Origin of the sequence: Bradyrhizobium sp. PUT101, from assembly GCF_052043945.1 — a bacterium.
Classification (GTDB): domain Bacteria; phylum Pseudomonadota; class Alphaproteobacteria; order Rhizobiales; family Xanthobacteraceae; genus Bradyrhizobium.
This window is the reverse complement of sequence record NZ_CP197207.1, coordinates 5,503,016-5,525,449: the sequence shown is the minus strand read 5'-3', so window position 1 is coordinate 5,525,449 and position 22,434 is coordinate 5,503,016. Positions and strand designations below refer to the sequence as shown.

Below are 22,434 nucleotides of genomic sequence, written 5' to 3'. Positions count from 1 at the left end.
GCCAAGGCTGTGAATGATCAAGTTGCGTCTTGATTATTTGGCGTCGCCGCGCAAGATTATTCCCGCGGTTTGATTTGGACGACTATTTTCAACCGGGGGAGTGTTATGGGTTTCATCAAATTTACCAAGGGCACCTCGTTGAGCGACAAGGACCGCAAGGCCCTCCAGAAGCTGCTGACCGACCAGAAGAAGAAGCTGCAGTCGGCACTGAAGGAGGTCGACGCCAGCCTTTCCATCCTGGGTGGGTCGAAGAAGGCCAAGAAGAAAAAGAAGTAAGATTCGCCGGCCGGGACGCTGCAGGAATCTCCAGGCTTCAACGTTCGGCTTCAGTTTTCGGACTTTGACTTTCGGTCTTTAGTTTTCGATCTTTAGTTTTCGGTCGTGGCCGCTCGCTGGTCGAGTTAGGGTCTCGCACAAGCTTGCGCCTGTAAACCGGCCTGCAAATCGACAAGAATTCGCCTGGGTGGATCGCTAGGAACGGTCCACTTGGTGATTCTTGCTTAGTTGAATCTTCCGTCGGGATCGGGGATTGGCCTCGCCTGACGCCATGGGCCCAATTGATGGCGGACGACAGAATTGAACTCTTTGTCGGGCTGATCGAGACCTTTGACGCCCCGGGCGCGGTCGAGGCGTGCCGGCGCCTGCTCTCGGTCGACGAACGGGCCCGGGCCGATCGATTCATGTTCGAGCGGCACCGACGGCAATACATCTTCGCACACGCCATGTTGCGCCTCGCGCTATCGCAGGTCGCGCGCAACGTCGCGCCCTCCGACTGGTCCTTTGCCGCAGGCCACTATGGGCGGCCCTTTGTCGCAGCGCCGGTCACCTCGACTGCGCTGCATTTCAGCCTGTCGCATGCCGACGGCTGCGTCGCCTGCGTGGTGTCGCGGCATGAGGCCGTCGGCGTCGACGTCGAAGCCGTGTCGCGGCGCGTCGCCCCGCTGTCCACCGCGCTTCGCTTCTTTGCGCCGGAGGAGGTCGAAACGCTGCGCGGGCTGCCGGAGCCCGCGGCCATCGAGCGCTTCTTCGACTATTGGACGCTCAAGGAGGCCTATCTGAAGGCCAGGGGCTTTGGGCTCAATTTGCCGCTCGACGCCTTCGCTATGCAGGTGTCGGGCAAGGCCATCGAGATCAGCTTCAAGCCCGACATCGTCGACGATCCGGACGGCTGGCGCTTCTCGCTGTGCTCGCCATCGCCCTCGCACCGCCTCGCGATCGCCGACGGCTCCCGTGCGGACGGCGGCCTTCCCATCAGCCGACATGCCTGGCCGCTCCAGCAAGCGGCTGAATGATGCCGCCGCGGCTGCGCGTCTTTCCAGCGATTTCACGCAACCGCGATCCCAAGGCCTATATCGGCGAGCTGATGCGGGTGGCCCGGTTCGCCGACCGCAACGGCTTCGAAGGCATCCTGCTGTTCGAAGGCAATGACGTGTTCGTCGAACCCTGGGCGATGGCCCAGCACATCATGGCAGAGACGACGCAGAGCTCGCCGCTGATCGCCGTCAATCCGGTCTACATGCACCCGTTCACGGCCGCGAAATTCGTCTCGTCCTTCGCGCAGCTCTACGGCCGCAAGGTCTATCTCAACATGATCACGGGGACGGCGATCAGCGACTTGCAGGGACTGGGCGACGACCAGTCCCATGCCGATCGCTACGTTCGCCTCGGTGAATTCGTCGCGCTGATGCGCCAGTTGCTGGCAAGCCCGCGGCCGGTGAATTTCGAGGGCACGTTCTATCGTGCCAGCAATCTGCAACTTCGTCCGCGCCTGCCCGCGGAGCTGATGCCGGAGTTCTTGATCGCCGGCCAATCCGAGGCGGCCGAGCGCGTCGCGAAGGAGACCGGCTGCATCAAGATGCAGATGCTGCCGCCCGATCTCGATCGCGGGCTCGACGTATCAGGCCTCAACTTTGGAATATTCGCGCGCGAGGGACGGGACGAGGCTCGGCAGGCCGCAAAGGTGCGCTTCCGCGACAATCCCGATGATCGCGAGCTGCTCGCGCTCACCGTAGAGAACAGCGACTCCGTGTGGAAGCAGCGGCTCTATGAGAGCCAGAGCGGCGAACTTCAGGACAACGGCTACTGGCTGCTGCCGTTCCTGACTTTCCAGGCCGACTGCCCATATCTCGTCGGCAGCTACGAGGAGATCGGCGCGAAGCTGAAGCAGTTTGCGGCGAACGGCCTGACCACGATCATGCTCGACATGGTCGCCGACGAGACCGAGATGCGGCACGTCGGCAAGGCGCTCGCAGCGAGCGGGATGTTTTGAGCTCTCGCCCCGCCTGCCGGCTCCTCCGCATCGTCATGGCGGGAGGGTCCCGGGGCATCGCCGCACTGAGCAGAGAACGTGAATGCCCGGGACAAGCCCCGGGCATGACGACCCTTCATTGAGGGCGGACGCGAGATTTCCTAAACCGCATGCGCGGGGAATGACGGCGGCCTCACCTTGCTTCCTCGAATCCTGCCAGCACCGAGGTCAGGTTCGCGCCAAGGATATCCGAGAGATAACCGCCCTCCTGCACGAACACGGTCGGCAGGCCCATCCTCGCGATGGCCTGGCCGATGCGGCGGAAGCCGGGCGTGGTGACGGACAATCCCTTCAGCGGGTCGTGCTCGGAGGCATCGAGACCGAGCGCGATGACGAGCGCTCCGGGCGCAAACGACTCGATCGCCCTGCGCGCGAGGTCCAGCGCCTGCATGTAGCCGTCATCGCCGGTGCCGATGGCGAGGGGAATGTTGAGATTGGTGCCGAGACCGGGCCCTTCGCCCCGCTCATGCGAATAGCCCCACACGTAGGGATAGTACGCCACGGGGTCGGCATGGATCGAGATCGTGTAGACGTCGGGCCGGGCATAAAAAATGCCTTGCGTGCCGTTGCCGTGATGGACATCGACGTCGAGGATCACGACGCGCTCGTGCTTCTGCCGCAGATGCGCCGCCGCGATCGCGCTGTTGTTGAGGAAGCAGAAGCCGCCGGCCATGTCGCGATAGGCGTGATGGCCGGGCGGACGGCACAGCGCGTAGGTCGCGTCCTCGCCGTCCATCACCATCTGCGCGGCGGTGACTGCGACATCGGTCGCGGCACAGACCGCCGCCCACGTGCCCGGCCCGATCGGCGCCGCGGTGTCGGCAGTGTGCCAGCCGAGCTTGCCGACGATGTGGGTGGGATAGGTTGCGGCATGGCGCACCGGATGGATGTTGCCGATCATCTCCGGGCCGGAATCCCCGAGCGCCGTCCAGGCGTCCCAGGCTTCGCTCAGGAACGACAGATATTCCGGGCTGTGGATGCGCGCGCGGGGCCCCTGCCCGAACTTGGTCGGCTCGACCAGCTGATGCTTGCCGTCCTTCAATCCCTTGAGCAGGCGGTCGGCGCGCTCGGGCTGCTCGGTGGTGCGCTTGACGACACCGCGAACCAGGAAGAATTGCGGATCGTGGCTGCGGTGCAGTTCGGTATGGACGGCTTTCACTCAAACACTCCGTGGTCGCATGCTCTAGGGGGTGCCACAGATTCTTGATCCCTGCGGCGGCCGGATGCAAGCAAGAAGAATGCCGCCTCACCCCCACCGTTCTGCACGGGAAGGAGACCGCCTTTGAACGGCCGGGCTCAGCAACGTCCGCGCTGGAGGCAGTGCTCGCGCCCCTGCTGGTCAGTGCGGAAGGACTCGATGAAGCCACCTTGGCGCTGAGTGACGAAGACGGTCTTGCCGTCGCTGCCGCCGAAGGCGAGGTTGGTCGGCTCCTTGCCCTTCAGCGCGATCTCCCGCTCGACGGCGCCACTGGGCTTCATCAGCGCGATCGTGCCTTTGAGAATGCGCGCGACATAGAGACGGCCGGCAACGTCGGTGCGCAGACCGTCGACGGTGTCGGGCTGAAACGACTTGACGAGTTTTGCGCCGGTGAGCTCGTTGCCGTTGATCGCATAGGACCAGATCTGGCCGCTGCTGGATTCGCCAACATAGAGCGTCCTGCCGTCCGGGCTGAGATCGATGCCGTTTGTGGTGCCCATCGCGCGCGGCGCAGTCATGACCCGGCCCTGCACCGTACCATCGGCTCCCTTGGCGATGCGCCAGATGTATCCCTGGCGGCCCTTCCAGTTCGGATCGCTCGCATAGATCGTGCCGTCGCGCGCGATGGTGATGTCGTTCGGCTGGTTCATTTCGCCGGAGTGAAACCAGACGGCCGGCTCGGTCGCGCCCTTCGGAATCGCGAAGATGTTGTGCTTCTTGTAGTCGGCAATGAACATGGTGCCGTTCCGATCGAAACGGATGGCATTGCCGACGCTGCCTTCGGGCAGCACCGTGAATGGCTCCGACGCCGCGCCGCCGGCCGGCAGCCTGCCGATGGTGCCGGGCTTGCCGAGATTGACCACGAAGAGGTTGCCGTCGAGATCGGCGGCCGGCCCCTCGATGCCGAACGTGTATTCGCCCGCAGGCGTCACCTGCACGCTTTCGAACAGCTTGGTCTCGGCCCGGGCGGACGCGGTCGCAATGACGAGAACAACGCTACCGCACAGGCACCAGAAATTCCTGCCGGATGTAATAGCCATCGCCGTCGGTGCACTCGCCATTCAGATAGGGATCGGCCGGCCGAAAGAAGCGGCTGAAGCCGGGTTTGTCTACAGCGCTCCTTTGTGTCACGACAACGACCTTGGCGGCCGGTATTTCGCCGCATTCCTTGTTCGTCCTGCCATAGAACTTGCGCTGCGGCGGACCGGATTTGATCCGCATCCGCGTGCCCGGAACCATTTTCGCAACGAGCAGATCTGCCGCATCCAGCAGACGTTTGTAGCCGGGCTCCGTCTTCGGCAGGTTCTCGCCGCCCGGCGGCATCAGCTTCTCCGCGCCCAAGCCGCGCAGGCGCGTGCGCAGCTTGCCGGCGTCGGGATCGCCCGGATAGATCCAGCCGTCTTGCGACAGGATGAAGCGCAGCACGGCCCCGTCCCTCTCCGTCTCCGATTGACCCGGCGTCAGACCGAAATCGGAGTGACAGCCGACACAATGCTTCTCGACGAGGCCCTTGCGCAGCGTGGTGAGCCGGGCGCTGTTCTGCGTGTCCTTGGCGACGAAGGCCGCGAGTTGGTCGATCATGGCCTGGCTGCGCACGTCGCAGGGTAGCGGCTGAGGCGCATCGCCCGTGGCGCGATCAATGCGGATCACGGTCTTGTTCTTGTCCTCGACCAGCCAGATCGCGCCGTCCTCGGCAACCGTCATGCCAACCGGGGCGCCTTGTGGCCGCGCGCCATTGACACGGTGCCAGCCTGCAATCAGCTCCTGGAACGGCGCAGCGGCGACCTCGCCGGTGTCGGTCTGGAAGCTGCGGGTCGGGTCAGCTGCGCAACTGACGTGATAGCGCACCGGTGCCGGGGCAGGTTTGGGAAAGCCGTGATCGCCGACGTCATAGACGAGCAGGCGACTGCCGGTCGGCCGATAGCCGTGCAGGCCGACCAGCAGCTTGCCCTCAAGCTCCGGGAATTTGCCGCCGCGATAATACAGCATCGCGAGCGGCGCACCGTGTGGCGGCAGCAGCGAGAGCGGCGCCTTGTAGAGCGCATTGGCCGTGCATAGCGATTTGTAGATCCCCGATTGCAGCACGAGCCTGAATTCGGGACTCGGCGTCGACAGGTCGTAGCAATAGGGCCAGCCATAGTGCCGGCCCTGCTCGATCGCGTTGATCTCCTCGTTCGGCTTGAAGATGTCAGGCAGATCGCGACCGTTCTCGCCCTGCAGGAAGGCGTAACCGGCATCCGGAAACATCGGGTGCAGCACCAGCGCCATCGAATTGCGCAAGCCGCGCGCATAGACGGTGTGCGGCGGATCGGGATCGTTCGGCTTCAATGCCGGGAAGACGCCGCCTGCGGGCGGCGCATACAGCCAGATCGATGCCATCGCGGACGCGCCCTCGGCGGCAGCGCAAGGCCTCGTGATCGGTGCGGGCGTAACGCAGTCGTCGCTATGCGAGCCGATATTGACGAACAGCCGCCCATTCCGGTCAAAGACGAACGCCTTAAACGGATGCGCACTCTCGTCGATCCTGGCACTGCCGGGCAAGCTGATCCGCCGGCCGGGCATGTTGCGGATGATGGTCTCAACCGTGCCGCGCGGATTGTCGGCGAGCGGATCGAACCGGAAGATCGTCTCTGCGGTCGAGGCATAGAGCTTCCGGTCGGGGCCGATCAACAGGCCGAACGGATATTCGACATCGGTCAATAGCTCCTTGAAACGCCGGCCCTGTGGCGCGTGCGGGTCGAGCAGCAGCAGCCGTCCATCGGCGTGACCCCAGCCGCCCATGTCGGCCACTACGAACAGGTCGCGGCCGGGCACCTGGACGATCGCACGCGGAAATTTGAGATGATCCTCTTCGCTGGCGACGAGGCCGGCGCAAAACTCCGCCTTCATGTCGATCTGGATCCGGGGAAAAGCGAGATCGCCGCTGCCGCAAACGTCCGTGCCGATCGCATAGCCGCTCTTACTGATCGGTTCGGACGAAGCAGGGGCGAAGCCGAGCAGCACGCCGGCCAAGACTGCAGCAACCAAGCGCAGATGTCGCCGTTCGCCTGCGAATGTGAACTGGTTCACGGTGGCCCCCGTCTTCCCGGGACGCTTGTTCCATGGCGACCGGGCGCCGTCCAGTCTTCACCCGCCTGTGATCAAACCCGTAGCGGCTTTGGTGGCGACCAACCTCCGTAAATTCCCTTACCGGGCTCGACCCGAATGTTTCGCGAATGCCTGGGGTGGTATGGATTTGCCATCCCAATCGCTTTCTACAGGAGGCGTTCATGGTCCAGGTCTATTTTCACTGCTCCAACACCGAGGGCACGCTGATCGACCGCTACGGCGCCGTCGTCGCCAATCTGACCGAGGCGCGCGACCACGCCGCCCAGATCATGAACTTGATGATCCAGACCCCCGGTGCCGAAGACTGGCGCGAGTGGGTCATCCATGTCAGCGACGATGACGGCGAGGAGATTTTCGATCTCCCTTTCACCGCCATTCTCGGCAAGCCGCATTGAGGTGATGCCATATTGCTCCCTTCACTGAACCTGCTCCGCCAGCCCCTGACCTTCGTCGCCGCAAAATGGCAGACACTGATCCGTGTCGCAGGCAACCCTTATCGCCCCGAACTGCACTACATGCGCGGGCCTGGCCCGAAATGGCGCGCCAAGCATCAGGCCAGCCGGCTGGACCGCTCGCTCTGAGCACCGTCCACTGCTTTCCTAGATCAGATCGCTCTCTCCACTCGTCATGCCCGGGCTTGTCCCGGGCATCCACGTCTTGGCCACCACGAAGGAACGTGGATGGCCGGGACAAGCCCGGCCATGACGAGCCCCGGGGAAGCGCTTCCCCACCTCACCTCCCGGTAAACCTCGCCTTGCGCTTCTCGATGAAGGCATTGCGGCCTTCGATGGCGTCTGCGCTCTTGCGGATCGTGGCCTGGAGTTCGATCTCGCGGCGGAACTGCGCCTCGTAGGTCGCATGCTCGCTCTCCTCGATCAGCATGCGCGTTGCCACCAAGGCGCGCGTCGGTCCCTCGGCGAGGCGGCGGGCCAGACCCAGCGCCTCGTCCATCAGCTTGGCATCGTCAACGACCTGCCGCACCAGGCCGATCTCCTGGGCACGTTCCGCCGTCAGCGGCTCGTTCAGCAGCATCAGCTCGAGCGCGCGCTGCCGGCCGACCAGCCGCGGCAGCAGCCAGGTCGAGCCGAGATCGGGCACCAGCGCGATGCGGCTGAACACCTGGATGAAGCTCGCCGACCGCGCCGCGACGATCATGTCGCCGGCCATCGCCAGACTGAAGCCGCCGCCGGCCGCTACGCCATTGACGGCGACCACGACGGGCACGCGGCACTCGCGCAAGGCCTTGAAGGCCGGCCAGTAGAAGCGCATGACGCCGGCGGCGATATCCTCGCCGAGCGCTTCCGAGGCCTTCAGGTTCTGGCCCGAGCAGAAGCCGCGCCCGGCCCCGGTCAGGATGAGGGCGCGGACGTCCTCGTCCGTCGTCATCTCCGCGACGGCGGCGGCGAGCGCGCCGAGCAGGTCCGGCGTCATTGCGTTCAGGCTTGCCGGCTCGTCGAGGGTCAAGATCCCGACCGCGCCATCCCGCGCCTGTTTCACACCAGCCATGTCGCCTCTCCCTTTTGATGTTCTCGTTGGCTCCAATGTGCCATTGTCCGCGCGCTTCGCCAATCGCGGAGCGCCTCACATTCAACGCAGCCACACAAGACGGCTGACGCAAGACCACTGAATCCAGAGATCAAGACGACATCATGCCTCATCAGTTCAGCCTCAACCAAACCGTCCGCAAACCTGCCGTTACATCCAAGGGCGGCATCGTCGCCTCGCAATCGCGACGGGCGGCTGAAGTCGGGACGCAGGTGCTGGCCGCGGGTGGCGACTGCGTCGACGCGATCGTCGCGACCACTTTTGCCCTGAATGTGCTGGAGCCCTGGAATAGCGGTATCGGCGGCGGTGGTGCGATGGTGCTCTACCGTGCCAAGGAAAATCGCACCGAGGTGATCGACTACGGCATGTGCGCGCCGCAGAGCCTGCGCGCCGCCGACTATCCACTCAGTGGCGAAGGCGCGGCGTCCGACCTATTTCCCTGGTCGCGGGTGAAGGATGATCGCAACATCCATGGTCCCGGCTCGATTGCCGTCCCCGGCGTCGTTGCCGGAATGGAAGAGGCGCATCGGCGCTACGCAAAAATGCCGTGGAAGGAACTGGTCGCGCCGGCTGCCGCGCTCGCCGGCGAAGGCCTGCTGGTCGATTGGTGGACCACGGTGACGATCGCGGGCTCGGCCGCCGATCTCAGGCGCTATCCGGCCAGCGCAGCGGCGTACCTGAAGGACGGCCTGCCGCCGAGCGCGCCATGGGGCATCAAGTCCGAGACGCGGCTGCCGCAGGACTCGCTGAAGGCGACGCTGTCGCATCTCGCCGAAGCCGGACCGCGCGACTTCTACCAGGGCGATCTCGCCAGGAGCATCGCTTCCGACATCAAGGCCGACGGCGGTTCGCTGTCCGTGGAGGATCTCGCCGCCTTCCGTGCCCACCCGCGCGCGCCGCTGGCGATCCCCTATCGCGACGGCAAGGTGTACGCGACGCCTGAGCTCACGGCCGGGCCCACCATGGCGCACGCGCTGCGCCTGTTGCAGCAGAGCCTGAAGCCGGCAAGCGCGCCGGATGCGGCCGCCTATGTCGAATATGCACTCGCCTTGCAAGCAGCCTTCCGCGAGCGGCTCAAGGACATGGGCGATGCCGACGGCAAGCGCTCCCTCGGCGCCGAATATCTGGCGCCGGCCTGCACCACGCATTTCTCGGTGGTCGACCGACACGGCAACATCGCCGCGGTGACGCAGACGCTGCTCTCGTCGTTCGGCTCGCGATATGTGACACCGCATACCGGTATCACCATGAACAACGGCATCATGTGGTTCGATCCGACGCCGGGCACCACCAACTCGCTGGCACCCGGCAAGCGCTGCCTTTGCAACTACACGCCCGTCATCGCCGAGACGAAGGATGGCAAGCGCCTCGCCGTCGGCGCCTCCGGCGGACGCCGCATCCTGCCGTCGGTGATGCAGCTCGTGTCCTTTGCGATGGATTACGGCATGGACCTCGACGCCGCCATCCATCAGCCGCGTATCGACGCCAGCGAGGGTGCGATCGTGATCGGCGACGCCCGCCTGCCGGCGGACGTCCGCAAGACGCTCGCCGCGCGCTTCGACTATGAAGAGAGTCGCGTGCAGACGTTGCCGCAGAAATTCGCCTGCCCGAGCGTTGTGATGCGCGAGGGCGACACGAATTTTGGCGCGGTCGAGATCTTTCAGCCCTGGGCCGACGCGGTGACGGAGGGCTGAACGCTCGGATCGATGCAGGATTGTGCCAGCGCGCGTTGTGCGCTCGCACGATTGCGTATCTCCGCGAGCGTCACGACTCCTCCGCATTTGCAGGCAACCTAGCTGCGCGCGGTTCGCTCGCTGAACGGACCGGTGCGCTCGCCCCACTGGAGGACACGATGAAGAAACTTGCGCTCGCCGCGTCGCTGATCGTTGCGGCCGGCCTCACTTATGCCGGCCCTGCGGCTGCGAAGGGCGGACATGGTCACGGTCACGGCCGAGCAATGGGCCATCATTATCATGGCACGCCGGCCGGATGGCACCACGGGCGCAAGGTTGGCTGGCGCGGCATGGGGTGCCCGCCCGGCCTGTGGAAGCAGGGCCGCTGCTGACGCCCGCTCTGCAAGTCCTGCAAGGCGTCGCCCGAAACCGGGCGGCGCCTTTCTTCAAATGCCGAGCCGGTCCCGCACGCGGCCCGCAATCACGGCGGTCGTCACGCCGACCGGCCAGAACGCATGCATCGGGATCGGCTTGATGCCCGTGATCGGCATGTCGATCTCCACCTTCGGTCCGCCGATCAGCCGGTGGGCCAGCTGCGCACCCATCGCGGTCGAGAGCGCGACGCCACGACCGTTGCAGCCGAGCGAGATCAGCACGCTTTCCGCAGGCTCGTGCACGTGCGGATAATGATCCTTGGTGATGGCGAGCCGGCTGTTCCAGCCATGGGTCCAGGAAGCGCCCTTGAGCTGCGGCCAAAGCCGCTCGGCATAACGGATGAGATAGGCGACGTCATACGGCGACTTGATCCAGCGCATCGGGCCGCGGCCGCCCATCAAGAGACGGTTCTGCTGGTCGATGCGGTAGTAGACGGTGATGTGGCCGCTCTCGTAGAGGACGGGACGCGTCGGCATGATCGAACGGGCGACCTCGTCGGAGAGCGGCGCGGTGGCGGCGATCGAGGAGAACACGGGCACGATGGTGCGGCGGAGCGCCGGCCAGAGATCATCGGTGAAGCCGTTGGTGGCGAGCAGCACTTTTTCTGCGTGCACCACCGCGCGTGGCGTTTCGATGCGCCAGCGCGAGCCGTCGCGGCGCAGCGACAACGCCGGTGTCTCGCCAAAGACCTTTGCGCCGGCGGAGATTGCCGCGCGCGCGAGACCGCGCGCGTAGCTGAGCGGATGCAGATCACCGCCGCGGCTATCCAGCATGGCGCCGATGTAGCGGTCGGTGCCGGTCATCTCGCGGAGCTGCTCGCGGTTCAGATATGTCACCGGCATGCCGCGGCGGATGCATTGTTGCGCGGTCTTCTCGATCGCGGCGGCGCTGGCTTCGTTGTAGGCCGCGCGCAGCGTGCCGTTCTGCCGCGCCTCGCACGGGATCTGGTAGCGGCGGATCAGATCATGCGTGAAATTCGTGGTGCCGTAGGCGAAGTCGATCATGCGGCGACCGAGCTCCGCGCCGAAATCGGCCTCGATCTGATCGGGGTCGTGCTTCAGCCCGGGATTGGTGTGGCCGCCATTGTTGCCGGACGCGCCCCAGCCCGGCTCCTGCGCCTCCAGCACCAGCGCCTCGACGCCCTGCTCCGCCAGATGCAGCGCGGTGGACAGGCCGGTGTAGCCGCCGCCGATGATTGCGACGGAGACGCTCTTGTCGACGTCGAGCGGCGGCGTGGCCGCCGGTGCGACGGCAGTATCGGCATAGAGCGAGGGCGGCAAAGGCAGGCGCGTCATGGCGAATTCCGGTCAGAGCGGATGCAGCACGCGGCGCAAGAAGTCCTGCGTGCGCGGATGCTGGGGCTGGTTGAGCAGCGCCTTGGCCGGCCCCTGCTCGACGATGACGCCGCCGTCGATGAACAGCACGCGGTCGGCGACGTCGCGGGCAAAGCCCATCTCGTGGGTGACGACGACCATGGTCATGCCGTCGTCGGCGAGCTTGCGCATGACGCCGAGCACGTCGCCGACGAGCTCGGGATCGAGTGCCGAGGTCGGCTCGTCGAACAGGATGGCCTTGGGCTGCATCGCGAGCGCCCGCGCGATCGCGACGCGCTGCTGCTGGCCGCCGGAGAGCTGCGGCGGATGCGCATCGGCCTTCTCGGCGAGCCCGACCTGGGCGAGCAGCGCGCGGCCGCGCTCGAGCGCCTGCGCACGCGATTCTTTCTTCACATAGAGTGGTCCCTCGACCACGTTCTCCAGCGCCGTGCGGTGTGGGAACAGATTGAAGCGCTGAAACACCATCGAGACCTGGGTGCGAATGTCCACGATCGACGGCGCGTCGCGGTCGACCTTCAGCCCTTCGACGCTGATCTCGCCACGGTCATAGCTCTCCAGTCCGTTGATGCAGCGCAGGATGGTGGACTTGCCGGAGCCGGAGGGGCCGATAATGCAGACCACCTCGCCCTTCTGGACGGAGGCCGTGATGCCCTTGAGCACCTCGACCTTGCCGAAGCTCTTGTGGACGTCGCTCAGCTCGATCATCGCTTGCCGGCCCGCTTCTCGAAGTGACGAACCAGCAGGATCAGCGGGATGCTCATGGTGAGATACATCAGCGCCACGAGCGTGAATACGCTGGTGTTCTTGAAGGTCGAGGACGCGATCAGCTTGCCTTGCAGCGCGAGCTCGGCGACCGTGATGGTCGAGGCCTGCGAAGAGTCCTTCAGCATCATGATCATGACGTTGCCGTAGGGCGGCAGCACGATGCGCACAGCCTGTGGCAGCACCACGCGGCGCATGGTGAGCCACCAGCCCATGCCGATCGACTGTGCCGCCTCGATCTGGCCCTTGTCGATCGCCTCGATGCCGGCGCGGAAGTTTTCCGCCTGGTAGGCCGAATAGGCGATGCCAAGCCCGAGGATCGCGGCCTGCAAGGCCGACAGCGTGACGCCGAGATCGGGCATCACGAAGTAAAGGTAGAACAACAGCACGATGATCGGGATGCCGCGGATCACGTTGATCAGGCTGGCGCTGAGCATCGACAGTGCCTTGATGCCCGAAACTCGCATCATCGCCCAGACGAGGCCCAGCACCGTCGAGAGCAGCAGCGAGCCGATCGTGACGACGATCGTCAGCGCGACGCCGTTCATCAGGATCGGGAAGAACTCGGCGGCGTCGTGCCAGAAGCCTTTCATCGGGCAGCCTTCATCGATCAGACGCTGACGATCAACCCTGTGCCTTCAGGCCCCACTTACCGAGGATCTTGTCGATGGTGCCGTTGGCCTTGAGCTTCGCGAGCGAGGCATTGATCTTGCCGAGCAGCGCGGTCTCGCCCTTGCGCACGCCGATGCCGACCGAGCCGACCGTGACCGGCTTGTAGCCGTCGACCAGGCGCACCTCGGGGAAGCCGCCCTGCTTCAGATTGTAGGCGAGGATCGGATAGTCGGCGTAGCCGGCCTTGAGGCGCCCGGTGTTCACGTCACGCAGGATGTCGGGAATGGTGTCGTAGGCCTTCACGTCGGCGAACAGGCCGGTCTTCTTCAGCGCGTCGACGAAGGCGGTGCCGACCTGGGCGCCGACCGTCTCGCCCTTCAGATCGTCCTGCGTGGCGTAGGCCTTGGTGTCGCTCTTAGGCACCACGAGGCCCTCGCCGTAGCTGTAGATCGGGTCGGAGAAGTCGACGACCTCCTTGCGCGGCGGCGTGATGAACATCGCAGCCGCAATGATGTCGATCTTGCTCGAGGTCAGCGACGGGATCAGTGCCGAAAACTGCATCGGCTCGATCTGCACGTTGAAGCCGGCATCCTTGCCGACCTCGGTGATGAGATCGACCATGATGCCCTGGATGGTGTTGGTCTTGGTGTCGAGGAAGGTGAACGGAATGCCCGTCGGCGTCGAGCCGACCTTCAGCACCTGTTGCGCCGAAGCCGGCACTACGGTTGCAATTGCGAGTGCCGCTATCGCGACCAGACCAAAACGCTTCATCGCATCCCCCTTTGGGCCCGGCCGATGGGCGGCGCTCGCGCATGTCGTGATCAGACGTTGCGAGCGAAGCCATTTCGGCCTATTTTCACCAATATGAAAATCTGGTCATACTTTCACGGACGATGCAAGCAGTTTTCATGCACATGAAGGAAGCGGTTTGACGTGAGCGGTGGCAAAAGAATGCGCAAACCGGCCGCCCCGAAGCCGGCGAACAAGGTGAAGGCCAGAGCCATGACCAAGCCGGCCGAGCCGGCGATGGACGTCGCCGTCGGCCGCCGCATCAGGGATCTGCGGCGGGTCCGGCAATTCTCGCTGGAGACGGTCGCCGCGCGCACGGACCTGTCGATCGGCTTTCTCAGCCAGATCGAGCGCGGGCTGTCGTCACCGTCGCTGCGCGTGCTGGCAACGCTCGCCGACGTGCTCGGCGTCGGCATCGCCGCGCTGTTCGGCGCGAGCCCGAGCGCCGACGGCGCATCCGATCAGGTGGTGACGCGCGGCCTGCAACGGCCAGAGCTGAAGCTCTGGCGCACCGGCGTGTCAAAACAGTTGCTGAGCCCGGCCAGCGCCGACAACAAGCTCAACCTGTTCCTGGTGCATCTGGAGCCAGGCGGCTCCACCGGGGACGAGCTCTACACCCATGACGGCGAGGAAGCCGGCCTCGTGCTCGAAGGCGAGATGATGCTGACGGTGGACAGCGAGACGTGGTCGCTGAAGACGGGCGACAGTTTTCGTTTCGCGAGCCGAAGGCCGCACCGGTTTTCCAATCCGGCGAACGATGCGAAGGCCGTGGTGCTGTGGGTGAATTGTGTGACGGGAGCGGGATAGCGCTGTTCGCAACGTAAACAGCCGTCATTGCGAGGAGCCCTAGCGACGAAGCAATCGAGGCTGTCTCCGCGGACAGTTACTGGATTGCTTTGCTGCGCTCGCAATGACGAAGAGAGAGTCTCACCCAAAGCGGTGATTATACCTGTCCACCGTCAGCGCGCTGACGTCGATGTCGGGTTTCTTGCCCGACAGCATGTCGGCGAGCACACGTCCCGAACCGCAGGACATTGTCCAGCCCAGCGTGCCGTGGCCGGTGTTGAGGTGAAGATTGGCGTACTGCGTCGGGCCGATCACGGGCGGGCCGTCCGGCGTCATCGGGCGCAGGCCGCTCCAGAACGTCGCCTTGGCGAGATCGCCGCCACGCGGGAACAGGTCGGTCAGCGAATGATCGAGCGTGGCGCGGCGCGCGTCGTAGAGCTTGTCCGAGAAGCCCGAGATTTCGGCGGTGCCGCCGACGCGGATGCGGTTGCCGAGGCGGGTGATCGCGACCTTGTAGCTCTCGTCCATCACGGTCGATTCCGGCGCGCCGGAGGTGTCCTTGATCGGCACCGTGATCGAATAGCCCTTCACCGGATAGACCGGCAGCGAGATGCCGAGCGGCGCGACCAGCCGCGACGACCAGCTGCCGAGCGCGAGCACGTAAGCATCCGCCTGCAACAGGCCGGCGCCGGTCGCGACGCCGCTGACGCGGGCGCCCTCGGTGACGATGCGATCGATGGCGGTGTTGAACATGAAGCGCACGCCAAGCGCCTCGGCATGCTTGGCCAGCGCCTGGGTGAACATGTGGCAGTCGCCGGTCTCGTCCTGCGGCAAGCGAAGGCCGCCGACGAACTTCTCCTTTACGCCACCGAGCGCCGGCTCGACCGCAATGCAGCCCTCGCGGCTCAGCACCTCGAAGGGCACGCCGTACTGCTTGAGCACGGTGATGTCCTCAGCCGTGCCGTCGAGCTGCGCCTGGTAGCGAAACAGCTGCAGCGTCCCCTGCGCGCGATCGTCATATTGAATACCGATGTCGCGGCGCAGATCGCGCAGGCAATCGCGGCTGTATTCCGCGATCGGAATCATCCGGCTCTTGTTGACCGCGTAGCGGGCGCTGGTGCAGTTGCGCAGCATCTTGAGCAGCCAGACCCACATCACCGGATCGAGCTTCGGCCGGATCACCAGCGGGCCGTGCTTCATCAAGAGCCACTTGACCGCCTTCACCGGCACGCCGGGGCCGGCCCAGGGCGAGGAATAGCCCGGCGACACCTCGCCGGCATTGGCGAAAGAGGTCTCCAGTGCCGGCTCCGGTTGACGGTCGACGACCGTCACGTCATGGCCGGCACGAGCGAGGTAGTAGGCAGAGGTGACACCGATGACACCGCTGCCGAGGATCAGAACTTTCACGCTTCGTCAAACTCCCGCGGCATCACGCTCGCCGCTGCAAGGAACAACTCGCAACGGCGAGAGCAATTATCAGGCCACCTTCTTGATGGCGTCGCCGAGGATCGAGACCATCTGGTCGATGTGGCTCTTCTCGACGATGAGCGGGGGCGACATCGCGAAGCTGTCGCCGCTCATGCGCAGGTAAAGGCCGGTGTTGAAGCAGTCGACCATGACATCATAACCGCGCGCGCCGACGACTCCGTCACGCGGCGCGAGCTCGACCGCACCCATCAGGCCGCAATTGCGGATATCGACCACGTTCGGCAGGCCCTTGAGCGAATGCAGCGCATCGCGCCAATATTCGGAGATCGAGGCACCGCGCGTGAGCAGGCCTTCGTCCTTGTAGATGTCGAGCGTCGCGATGCCGGCTGCGCAAGCGGTCGGATGCGCCGAATAGGTGTAGCCGTGGAACAGCTCCATCTGGCTCTCCGGACCGACCATCAGGCCGTCATGCACCTTGCGGCTCGCAAACACCGCGCCGCAGGGAATGGTGCCGTTGGTGATGCCCTTGGCCGTCGTCATCAGGTCCGGCGTGACGCCGAAGAAGTTGGCGGCGAACGGCGTGCCGAGGCGGCCGAAGCCGGTGATGACCTCGTCGAAGATCAGCAGGATGCCGTGCTTGTCGCAGATCTCGCGCAGGCGCTGCAGATAACCCTTCGGCGGCGGCAGCACCGCGGTCGAGCCCGGCACCGGCTCGACGATGACGGCGGCGATCGTGTCGGCGCCATGCAGGCCGACGAGACGCTCGAGATCGTCAGCGAGCTCGGCGCCATGCTCGGGCTGATCCTTGGCGAAGGCGTTGCGGGTGAGGTCGTGGGTGTGGCGGATGTGATCGACGCCCGGCAGCAAGGTCGTGAAGGCGCGGCGGTTGGCGACCATGCCGCCGACCGAGGTGCCGCCGAAGCCGACGCCGTGATAGCCGCGCTCGCGGCCGATCAGGCGGGTGCGGCTCGCCTGGCCGTTGGCGCGGTGATAGGCGAGCGCGATCTTCAGCGCGGTGTCGACCGACTCGGAGCCGGAGTTGGTGAAGAAGATGCGGTCGAGGCCCTTCGGCGCGATCTCGGCGAGACGCTCGGCGAAGTCGAACGCCAGCGGATGGCCCATCTGGAACGACGGCGCGAAGTCCAGCGTCATCAGCTGGCGCTCGACGGCAGCGGCGATCTGCTTGCGGCCGTGGCCGGCATTGACGCACCAGAGGCCGGCCGAGCCGTCGATCACCTTGCGGCCGTCGACCGTGGTGTAGTGCATGCCCTCGGCCGAGGAGAACAGGCGCGGAGCCTTCTTGAACTGGCGGTTGGCCGTGAACGGCATCCAGAACGAGTCGGTCTTGATAGTGTTCGGAATCTGATGAAGGGTCACGGCCGCGCTCCTTTGCTGACCCCATAGCTGAGCCACGGTTTCGGAACCGCAACAAGTCCTTTTCTGGCGACCTGCAAGCCATTGATTTAACTGCCCCCTCCGGTCCATATTTGTCCGATCCGCAACACCTGCAACAGGGGCCAGGGGCATGAGCGTCGACATCGGTGGACGGCTGCGATTCATTCGGGCGCGCCACAAGCTGTCGCAGCGCGAGCTGGCCAAGCGCGCCGGCGTCACCAATTCGACGATCTCGCTGATCGAATCCAACCAGATGAACCCTTCGGTCGGCGCGCTCAAGCGCATCCTCGACGGCATCCCGATGGGGCTCGCCGAGTTCTTCGCCCTGGAGCCGGAGAGCCGGCGCAAGATCTTCTACCGTGCCGAAGAACTGACGGAGGTCGGCAAGAAGCCGATCTCCTATCGGCAGGTCGGCGACAATCTGTTCGGCCGCAGCCTGCAGATCCTGAAGGAGCGCTACGAACCGGGCAGCGACACCGGCCGCGTCCACCTCGTCCATGAGGGCGAGGAAGGCGGCATCGTGATCTCGGGCAAGCTCGAGGTCACCGTCGAGGACGAGCGCCGCATCCTCAACCCGGGCGATGCCTATTATTTCGAGAGCCGCCGCCCGCATCGCTTCCGCTGCGTCGGCGGCAAGCCCTGCGAGGTGATCTCGGCCTGCACGCCGCCGACGTTTTGAAGCGCGGTAAAATATCCGGACTCCTACGGGGTCACCGGTTTCTTACGGAGCTTGAGCCATCTCAATTTCCGCGGCCCGCACCGCTATATATTGCGAACCATAGCCGAGCAGCCTGGCGCAAAAGGTGCTGAGGTTATCGCCCGGACGCCCAGGCACTCCGGGGCCGCTTCGTAACAAGGCTCGCAGATGAAGATCACGCTCGCCAATGCAGAAGCCGCGCTCGACGAAGTCCAGCGCGACGCCGACAAGCTCCATTCGCGCGAGCTGCGCAAGGCCATCGCCGAATACATCGAGGAGCAGCGAGAGGCGCTCAAGGCGCTCCGGAAAAAGCTGCATTAACGAGACGCGGCGGAGCGAGAGGATCTCGCCCCGCCCTTTGTCTCAACGCTGCGTCAGCAACTCCTCGATCCGGATCGGAAAGCGGCGGACGCGCACGCCGGTCGCGTGCCAGACCGCGTTGGCGACCGCGCCGGCGCTGCCGGTGATGCCGATCTCGCCGACACCCTTGATGCCGAGCGCATTCACGTGCGGATCGTGCTCCTCGACCGTGATCACGTCGAGCGGCGGCACGTCGGCATTCACCGGGATGTGGTACTCACCGAGATTGGCGTTCATGATCCGTCCGCTGCGCCGGTCGGTGATGGCCTCCTCGTGCAGCGCGAAGGACATGCCCCAGATCATGCCGCCGAACAGCTGGCTCTGCACCATGCGCGGATTGACGATGCGCCCGGCCGCGAAGGCCCCGACCATGCGGGTGACGCGGACCTGGCCGAGATCGGGATCGACCTTCACTTCCGCGAACACCGCGCCGTGGGCGTGCATCGCATATTCCTCCATCGCGGCAGGGTTCGGCGCGCCGGTGCCGCGCGCCTCGACCTCGGCGATGCCGGCGCGCGCGAGGATCTCGGAATAGCTCTCGCTGCGGCTCTCGTCGTCGCGACGGATCAGCCTGCCATCGCGCGCGATCACGCCGGCATTGCCGGCGCCGAACAGCGGCGAGCGTTCGTCATTGGTCGCGAGATCGGCGAGCCTGGCAATCACGGCCGCTCCGGCACTGTGGATCGCGGCACCGGCGGTGGCCGTGTGCGCCGAGCCGCCGGCAATGCCGGCATCCGGCAGGTCTGACGTCCCCGCCTTGAACGCCACGCGGTCGACATCGAGGCCAAGACCGTCGGCCGCGATCTGGGCGAGCGCCGTCCAGGCGCCCTGCCCCATGTCGTGCGCGCCGATCTCCATCACGCCGGAGCCGTCGCGGCGGATCGCCGCCCGGGCTTCCGCCTGGAACATCAGCGCCGGGAAAGTCGCCGTGCCCATGCCCCAGCCGACCAGCAGGCCGGCATCGTCGCGCATCTGTCGCGGCTGCAGCGACCGCTTCGCCCAGCCGAAGCGCGCGGCGCCCTGCTCGTAACAGGCACGCAGGGCTTTTGAAGAGAACGGCTTGCCGGTGATCGGCTCGACCTCGGCGTAGTTCCTGAGGCGGAAGGCCAGCGGATCCATGCCGCAGGCCCAGGCCATCTCGTCGATCGCGCTCTCGAGCGCGATCGAGCCGGTCGCCTCGCCGGGCGCGCGCATGAACAACGGCGTGCCGGTGTTGACGCGCACGGCATCATGCGAGGTGCGGATCGCGGGCGCCGCATAGAGCGTGTGCGAGGCATCGGCGGCGGGCTCATAGAAATCGTCGAATATGCTCGACACCGTCCGGGCGTGGTGATCGAGCGCAGTCAGACGCCCCTCGCCGTCGGCACCGATACGCAATCGCTGCCGGGTCGGTGCGCGATGGCCGACCGGGCCGTACATCTGCTCACGGCGCAGCACCAGCTTCACGGGTCGGCCGACCAGCTTGGCGGCCATGATGCCGAGGGTCGGCGGGCCGGCCATCAGCCCCTTGGAGCCGAAGCCGCCGCCGAGGAACGGGCTGCGGATGTGGATATTCTCGTGCGCGATGCCGAACAGTTCGGCGATGCGCGCCAGCGACAGCATCAGGCCCTGGGTCGGCATGTCGACCGACAGATTGTCGCCGTCCCACGACGCGACGATCGCATGCGGCTCCATCGCGTTGTGATATTGCGGCGGCGTCTCGTAGACCGCCTCGATCTGCTGCGCGGCCGAGGCAAGGCCCTCCTCGACATCGCCGTGGTGATGCTCCGCGGGGTTGCCGACACCGACGACCGGCGGCACGAAGCTCTCGCCGGCATCGAGGCCGACGAGCGCAGGCAGCGCCTCGTAACGCGGCGCCAGCAGCGCGGCGCCTTCCGTCGCGGCCTCCAGCGTCTCAGCGATGACGACGGCGATCGGCTGGTTGGCGTAGCGGACCTCATGGCTCTGCAACACCTCCATCCGGAACACGAACGGATTGGTCTTGATGTCGGGATCGATCGCAAGCTGTGGCTTGTGGTCGGGCGTCATGACGTCGACGACGCCGGGATGGCGCTTGGCGGCAGCGACGTCGAGCGAGACCACGCGGCCGTGCGCAATGCTCGAGACAGCCATCACCGCAAAGAGCATGCCGCGCGGATGATTGTCGGCGGCATAGGTCGCCCGCCCCGTGACCTTGAGGATGCCGTCGCGGCGGGTCAGCGGCTGGCCGATATTCGAGCCGTGCCGCAGATGGGCGGGCGCGCTGGTGAGGTTGAGCTCAGGCATGGATGGCTCCGGAGATCGAGGCAAAGGGAGAGGCCGGCAGCGCGGGGATACGCGCAGGCGTACCGGCGGCGGCGAGCAGCAGCGCGCGTACGACGATGCGGCGCGCAAGCTCGATCTTGAAGGCATTGTCGCCGGACGGTTTTGCGTCGGCGAGCGCCCGCCAGGCAGCTTCCTGGAAGGTGTCGGCCGTCGGCGCGACGTTCCTGAGCACGTCCTCCGCTGCGCGAGCACGCCAGGGCTTTGCGGCGACACCACCGAGTGCAAGCCGCGCCTCCGCGATCTTGCCGTTCTCGATCCGCAACGCGGCGGCGGCCGAGACGACGGCGAAGGCATAGGAGGTGCGTTCGCGGACCTTGAGGTAGCGCGCATGCGCGGCAAAGCCGCGCGCGGCGGGCGGCAGGCGCACCGCAACGATGAGGTCGCCGGGCTCGAGCGCGGACTCGTGCTCGGGCGCATCGCCCGGCAGGCGATGCAGCTCGTCGAGCGCGATCTCGCGCCGGCCGCCCCTGCCCTCGATCTCGACGACGGCGTCGAGCGCGACCAGCGGCACGCAGAAGTCGGACGGATGCGTGGCGATGCAGCTTTCGCTCCAGCCGAGCACGGCATGGCTGCGGTTCTCGCCGTCGCGGGCATCGCAGCCGCTGCCGGCCTCGCGCTTGCTGCAGCGGCTGGCGGTATCGTAGAAGTACGCGCAGCGTGTCCGTTGCAACAGATTGCCGCCGACGGTCGCGGCATTGCGCAACTGAGCCGACGCGCCGGAGAGAAGGGCTTCGGCGACGGCCGGATAGGATCTTGCAAAGGCCGCGTCAAGCGCGAGATCGGCATTGCTCACCAGCGCACCGATGCGCAATGACCCGTCGGCGAGGGTCTCGATTTGATCGAGCCCGTCGAGATGCGTGACGTCGACCAACCGGTCCGGACGGCTGACGCCGCCTTTCATGAGGTCGAGCAGGTTGGTGCCGGCAGCAAGAAAGACCGCGCCCGGCTGAGCGGCGGCGGCAACGGCCTCTGCGACCGTGGCGGGCCTGACATAGTCGAACGGCTTCATGCGGAGCGCCTCTGATTGGATTCGTCCATACGTCCTTGCGCCTCCAGCACCGCATCGACGATGCCGGCATAAGCGCCGCAGCGGCAGAGATTGCCGCTCATGCATTCGCGGATGCGCTCGGGATCGTTGCCCGCCTGCGCCTCAATCATCATGCCGATCGCGCTCATGATCTGGCCGGGCGTGCAGAAGCCGCACTGAAAGCCGTCATGCGCGATGAAGGCAGCCTGTACCGGATGAAGCTGGTCGCCGCGTGCGACACCTTCGATGGTGAGGATGTCGGCGCCGTCGTGGCTGATGGCGAGCGCGAGGCAGGAGTTGATGCGCTTGCCATCGACGAGGATGGTGCAGGCGCCGCACTGGCCGCGGTCGCATCCCTTCTTGGTTCCGGTCAGATGGAGGCGCTCACGCAGGAGATCGAGCAGCGTGACGCGCGGATCGTCCAGGACGAAATCGCGCCGCGCACCGTTCACGGTGAGGCTGATGGAGTGGTTCATACAAGGCTCCGATCAGATATGGACATGAGTCATCGCCAAGCGCGCCACCGCCGTGGCCGCTGTCGATACCGCGCCGCCCGAACATGGATGCAGGCCGACGCTTGAGTGAAGATACGGAGGCACCCTCCGCTTAGCAAGGGGCGCCGCAAATATTTGGAAACTGTCAAAAGCCCGTGCGCCACCAACGCGATGCAGCC

Annotated in this window: 23 protein-coding genes; 10 read left to right on the top strand and 13 right to left on the bottom strand. The window is 65.6% G+C overall.

Annotated elements, in window-relative coordinates:
* Nucleotides 1–105: 105 nt before the first annotated feature.
* The 3 genes from ACSHT2_RS26635 to ACSHT2_RS26625 all read left to right on the top strand — a co-directional run bounded on the left by ACSHT2_RS26635 (nt 106) and on the right by ACSHT2_RS26625 (nt 2,269).
* Entirely contained in the window at nt 106–276 is a 171-nt protein-coding gene (locus tag ACSHT2_RS26635) for a hypothetical protein (RefSeq protein ID WP_319333456.1), read from the top strand.
* 284 nt (nt 277–560) lie between these two features.
* Nucleotides 561–1,292 (top strand): 4'-phosphopantetheinyl transferase family protein, encoded by a 732-nt coding sequence (locus ACSHT2_RS26630; RefSeq protein WP_440637568.1) that lies wholly within the window; start codon nt 561–563, stop codon nt 1,290–1,292.
* The gene (locus ACSHT2_RS26625) at nt 1,289–2,269 is read left to right on the top strand and encodes an LLM class flavin-dependent oxidoreductase (protein ID WP_440637566.1); all 981 of its coding nucleotides are present in this window, start codon (nt 1,289–1,291) and stop codon (nt 2,267–2,269) included. Before ACSHT2_RS26630 ends, ACSHT2_RS26625 begins: the two co-directional genes overlap by 4 nt.
* A 172-nt stretch (nt 2,270–2,441) precedes the next feature.
* On the opposite strand, the gene ACSHT2_RS26620 is transcribed toward ACSHT2_RS26625, so the two are convergent.
* The 3 genes from ACSHT2_RS26620 to ACSHT2_RS26610 form a co-directional block, all read right to left on the bottom strand.
* Entirely contained in the window at nt 2,442–3,467 is a 1,026-nt protein-coding gene (locus ACSHT2_RS26620; RefSeq protein ID WP_440637564.1) for a histone deacetylase family protein, read from the bottom strand.
* Nucleotides 3,468–3,604: 137 nt separating this feature from the next.
* Nucleotides 3,605–4,546, bottom strand: coding sequence for an SMP-30/gluconolactonase/LRE family protein (locus ACSHT2_RS26615; protein WP_440637563.1), 942 nt, complete (start codon nt 4,544–4,546; stop codon nt 3,605–3,607).
* A complete protein-coding gene (locus ACSHT2_RS26610; RefSeq protein WP_440637561.1) occupies nt 4,503–6,575 on the bottom strand; it encodes a PQQ-dependent sugar dehydrogenase in 2,073 nt (690 codons plus the stop codon). The genes ACSHT2_RS26615 and ACSHT2_RS26610 overlap by 44 nt, the downstream gene beginning before the upstream one ends.
* Nucleotides 6,576–6,775: 200 nt before the next feature.
* Here ACSHT2_RS26610 and ACSHT2_RS26605 point away from each other — a divergent pair, with 200 nt between their 5' ends.
* Complete coding sequence (locus tag ACSHT2_RS26605; protein WP_319333441.1) at nt 6,776–7,009, top strand: DUF6894 family protein; 234 nt, start codon at nt 6,776–6,778, stop codon at nt 7,007–7,009.
* Between the two features lie 12 nt (nt 7,010–7,021).
* Nucleotides 7,022–7,195, top strand: a complete 174-nt coding sequence (locus tag ACSHT2_RS26600; protein ID WP_440637559.1) for a hypothetical protein — start codon at nt 7,022–7,024, stop codon at nt 7,193–7,195.
* Between the two features lie 151 nt (nt 7,196–7,346).
* On the opposite strand, the gene ACSHT2_RS26595 is transcribed toward ACSHT2_RS26600, so the two are convergent.
* Entirely contained in the window at nt 7,347–8,120 is a 774-nt protein-coding gene (locus ACSHT2_RS26595; protein ID WP_440637557.1) for an enoyl-CoA hydratase-related protein, read from the bottom strand.
* Between the two features lie 143 nt (nt 8,121–8,263).
* On the opposite strand from ACSHT2_RS26595, the gene ACSHT2_RS26590 reads away from it, so the two are divergent.
* Nucleotides 8,264–9,853 (top strand): gamma-glutamyltransferase family protein, encoded by a 1,590-nt coding sequence (locus ACSHT2_RS26590; RefSeq protein ID WP_440637555.1) that lies wholly within the window; start codon nt 8,264–8,266, stop codon nt 9,851–9,853.
* 158 nt (nt 9,854–10,011) lie between these two features.
* Nucleotides 10,012–10,224, top strand: a complete 213-nt coding sequence (locus ACSHT2_RS26585) for a hypothetical protein (RefSeq protein WP_440637553.1) — start codon at nt 10,012–10,014, stop codon at nt 10,222–10,224.
* A gap of 54 nt (nt 10,225–10,278) precedes the next feature.
* On the opposite strand, the gene ACSHT2_RS26580 is transcribed toward ACSHT2_RS26585, so the two are convergent.
* From ACSHT2_RS26580 to ACSHT2_RS26565, 4 genes are read right to left on the bottom strand one after another with little or no spacing between them, the layout of a single operon-like run.
* Complete coding sequence (locus ACSHT2_RS26580; protein ID WP_440637551.1) at nt 10,279–11,562, bottom strand: NAD(P)/FAD-dependent oxidoreductase; 1,284 nt, start codon at nt 11,560–11,562, stop codon at nt 10,279–10,281.
* Between the two features lie 12 nt (nt 11,563–11,574).
* On the bottom strand, nt 11,575–12,306 hold the full coding sequence (locus ACSHT2_RS26575) for an amino acid ABC transporter ATP-binding protein (protein ID WP_028180141.1): 732 nt from the start codon (nt 12,304–12,306) through the stop codon (nt 11,575–11,577).
* Nucleotides 12,303–12,956 (bottom strand): amino acid ABC transporter permease, encoded by a 654-nt coding sequence (locus ACSHT2_RS26570; RefSeq protein ID WP_080140251.1) that lies wholly within the window; start codon nt 12,954–12,956, stop codon nt 12,303–12,305. The genes ACSHT2_RS26575 and ACSHT2_RS26570 overlap by 4 nt, the downstream gene beginning before the upstream one ends.
* Before the next feature lie 31 nt (nt 12,957–12,987).
* On the bottom strand, nt 12,988–13,746 hold the full coding sequence (locus ACSHT2_RS26565) for an ABC transporter substrate-binding protein (protein ID WP_440637549.1): 759 nt from the start codon (nt 13,744–13,746) through the stop codon (nt 12,988–12,990).
* 180 nt (nt 13,747–13,926) lie between these two features.
* Between ACSHT2_RS26565 and ACSHT2_RS26560 the strand changes: the two genes are divergently transcribed.
* Nucleotides 13,927–14,571 (top strand): helix-turn-helix domain-containing protein, encoded by a 645-nt coding sequence (locus ACSHT2_RS26560; RefSeq protein ID WP_440637547.1) that lies wholly within the window; start codon nt 13,927–13,929, stop codon nt 14,569–14,571.
* 120 nt (nt 14,572–14,691) lie between these two features.
* Here the strand turns inward: ACSHT2_RS26560 and ACSHT2_RS26555 are convergent, their stop codons facing one another.
* Together ACSHT2_RS26555 and ACSHT2_RS26550 are read right to left on the bottom strand one after the other, a co-directional pair.
* Nucleotides 14,692–15,957: a D-amino acid dehydrogenase gene (locus ACSHT2_RS26555; protein WP_440637545.1), complete on the bottom strand. Its 1,266-nt coding sequence runs from the start codon at nt 15,955–15,957 to the stop codon at nt 14,692–14,694.
* Between the two features lie 69 nt (nt 15,958–16,026).
* Nucleotides 16,027–17,355, bottom strand: coding sequence for an aspartate aminotransferase family protein (locus ACSHT2_RS26550; RefSeq protein ID WP_440637543.1), 1,329 nt, complete (start codon nt 17,353–17,355; stop codon nt 16,027–16,029).
* A gap of 148 nt (nt 17,356–17,503) precedes the next feature.
* On the opposite strand from ACSHT2_RS26550, the gene ACSHT2_RS26545 reads away from it, so the two are divergent.
* Both ACSHT2_RS26545 and ACSHT2_RS26540 read left to right on the top strand, forming a co-directional pair.
* Nucleotides 17,504–18,052 (top strand): cupin domain-containing protein, encoded by a 549-nt coding sequence (locus tag ACSHT2_RS26545; RefSeq protein ID WP_028180135.1) that lies wholly within the window; start codon nt 17,504–17,506, stop codon nt 18,050–18,052.
* Nucleotides 18,053–18,238: 186 nt separating this feature from the next.
* Nucleotides 18,239–18,391 carry a hypothetical protein gene (locus ACSHT2_RS26540; protein ID WP_271526884.1) on the top strand — a complete coding sequence of 51 codons (153 nt, stop codon included), beginning with the start codon at nt 18,239–18,241 and terminating at the stop codon, nt 18,389–18,391.
* Nucleotides 18,392–18,433: 42 nt separating this feature from the next.
* Here the strand turns inward: ACSHT2_RS26540 and ACSHT2_RS26535 are convergent, their stop codons facing one another.
* Genes ACSHT2_RS26535 through ACSHT2_RS26525 form a run of 3 tightly spaced genes read right to left on the bottom strand, consistent with a single transcriptional unit; the run spans nt 18,434 to nt 22,237 of the window.
* A complete protein-coding gene (locus ACSHT2_RS26535) occupies nt 18,434–20,695 on the bottom strand; it encodes a xanthine dehydrogenase family protein molybdopterin-binding subunit (RefSeq protein ID WP_440637540.1) in 2,262 nt (753 codons plus the stop codon).
* Entirely contained in the window at nt 20,688–21,743 is a 1,056-nt protein-coding gene (locus tag ACSHT2_RS26530) for an FAD binding domain-containing protein (protein ID WP_440637538.1), read from the bottom strand. Before ACSHT2_RS26530 ends, ACSHT2_RS26535 begins: the two co-directional genes overlap by 8 nt.
* Complete coding sequence (locus tag ACSHT2_RS26525) at nt 21,740–22,237, bottom strand: (2Fe-2S)-binding protein (RefSeq protein ID WP_440637536.1); 498 nt, start codon at nt 22,235–22,237, stop codon at nt 21,740–21,742. Before ACSHT2_RS26525 ends, ACSHT2_RS26530 begins: the two co-directional genes overlap by 4 nt.
* Between the last annotated feature and the right edge of the window lie 197 nt (nt 22,238–22,434).

Coding starts and splice junctions, on each gene's coding strand:
- ACSHT2_RS26635 (WP_319333456.1), top strand. CDS start 106: ATGGGTTTCATCAAATTTACCAAGGGCACCTCGTTGAGCGACAAGGAC.
- ACSHT2_RS26630 (WP_440637568.1), top strand. CDS start 561: ATGGCGGACGACAGAATTGAACTCTTTGTCGGGCTGATCGAGACCTTT.
- ACSHT2_RS26625 (WP_440637566.1), top strand. CDS start 1,289: ATGATGCCGCCGCGGCTGCGCGTCTTTCCAGCGATTTCACGCAACCGC.
- ACSHT2_RS26615 (WP_440637563.1), bottom strand. CDS start 4,546: ATGGCTATTACATCCGGCAGGAATTTCTGGTGCCTGTGCGGTAGCGTT.
- ACSHT2_RS26605 (WP_319333441.1), top strand. CDS start 6,776: ATGGTCCAGGTCTATTTTCACTGCTCCAACACCGAGGGCACGCTGATC.
- ACSHT2_RS26595 (WP_440637557.1), bottom strand. CDS start 8,120: ATGGCTGGTGTGAAACAGGCGCGGGATGGCGCGGTCGGGATCTTGACC.
- ACSHT2_RS26590 (WP_440637555.1), top strand. CDS start 8,264: ATGCCTCATCAGTTCAGCCTCAACCAAACCGTCCGCAAACCTGCCGTT.
- ACSHT2_RS26585 (WP_440637553.1), top strand. CDS start 10,012: ATGAAGAAACTTGCGCTCGCCGCGTCGCTGATCGTTGCGGCCGGCCTC.
- ACSHT2_RS26580 (WP_440637551.1), bottom strand. CDS start 11,562: ATGACGCGCCTGCCTTTGCCGCCCTCGCTCTATGCCGATACTGCCGTC.
- ACSHT2_RS26575 (WP_028180141.1), bottom strand. CDS start 12,306: ATGATCGAGCTGAGCGACGTCCACAAGAGCTTCGGCAAGGTCGAGGTG.
- ACSHT2_RS26570 (WP_080140251.1), bottom strand. CDS start 12,956: ATGAAAGGCTTCTGGCACGACGCCGCCGAGTTCTTCCCGATCCTGATG.
- ACSHT2_RS26565 (WP_440637549.1), bottom strand. CDS start 13,746: ATGAAGCGTTTTGGTCTGGTCGCGATAGCGGCACTCGCAATTGCAACC.
- ACSHT2_RS26560 (WP_440637547.1), top strand. CDS start 13,927: ATGCGCAAACCGGCCGCCCCGAAGCCGGCGAACAAGGTGAAGGCCAGA.
- ACSHT2_RS26545 (WP_028180135.1), top strand. CDS start 17,504: ATGAGCGTCGACATCGGTGGACGGCTGCGATTCATTCGGGCGCGCCAC.
- ACSHT2_RS26540 (WP_271526884.1), top strand. CDS start 18,239: ATGAAGATCACGCTCGCCAATGCAGAAGCCGCGCTCGACGAAGTCCAG.
- ACSHT2_RS26535 (WP_440637540.1), bottom strand. CDS start 20,695: ATGCCTGAGCTCAACCTCACCAGCGCGCCCGCCCATCTGCGGCACGGC.
- ACSHT2_RS26530 (WP_440637538.1), bottom strand. CDS start 21,743: ATGAAGCCGTTCGACTATGTCAGGCCCGCCACGGTCGCAGAGGCCGTT.
- ACSHT2_RS26525 (WP_440637536.1), bottom strand. CDS start 22,237: ATGAACCACTCCATCAGCCTCACCGTGAACGGTGCGCGGCGCGATTTC.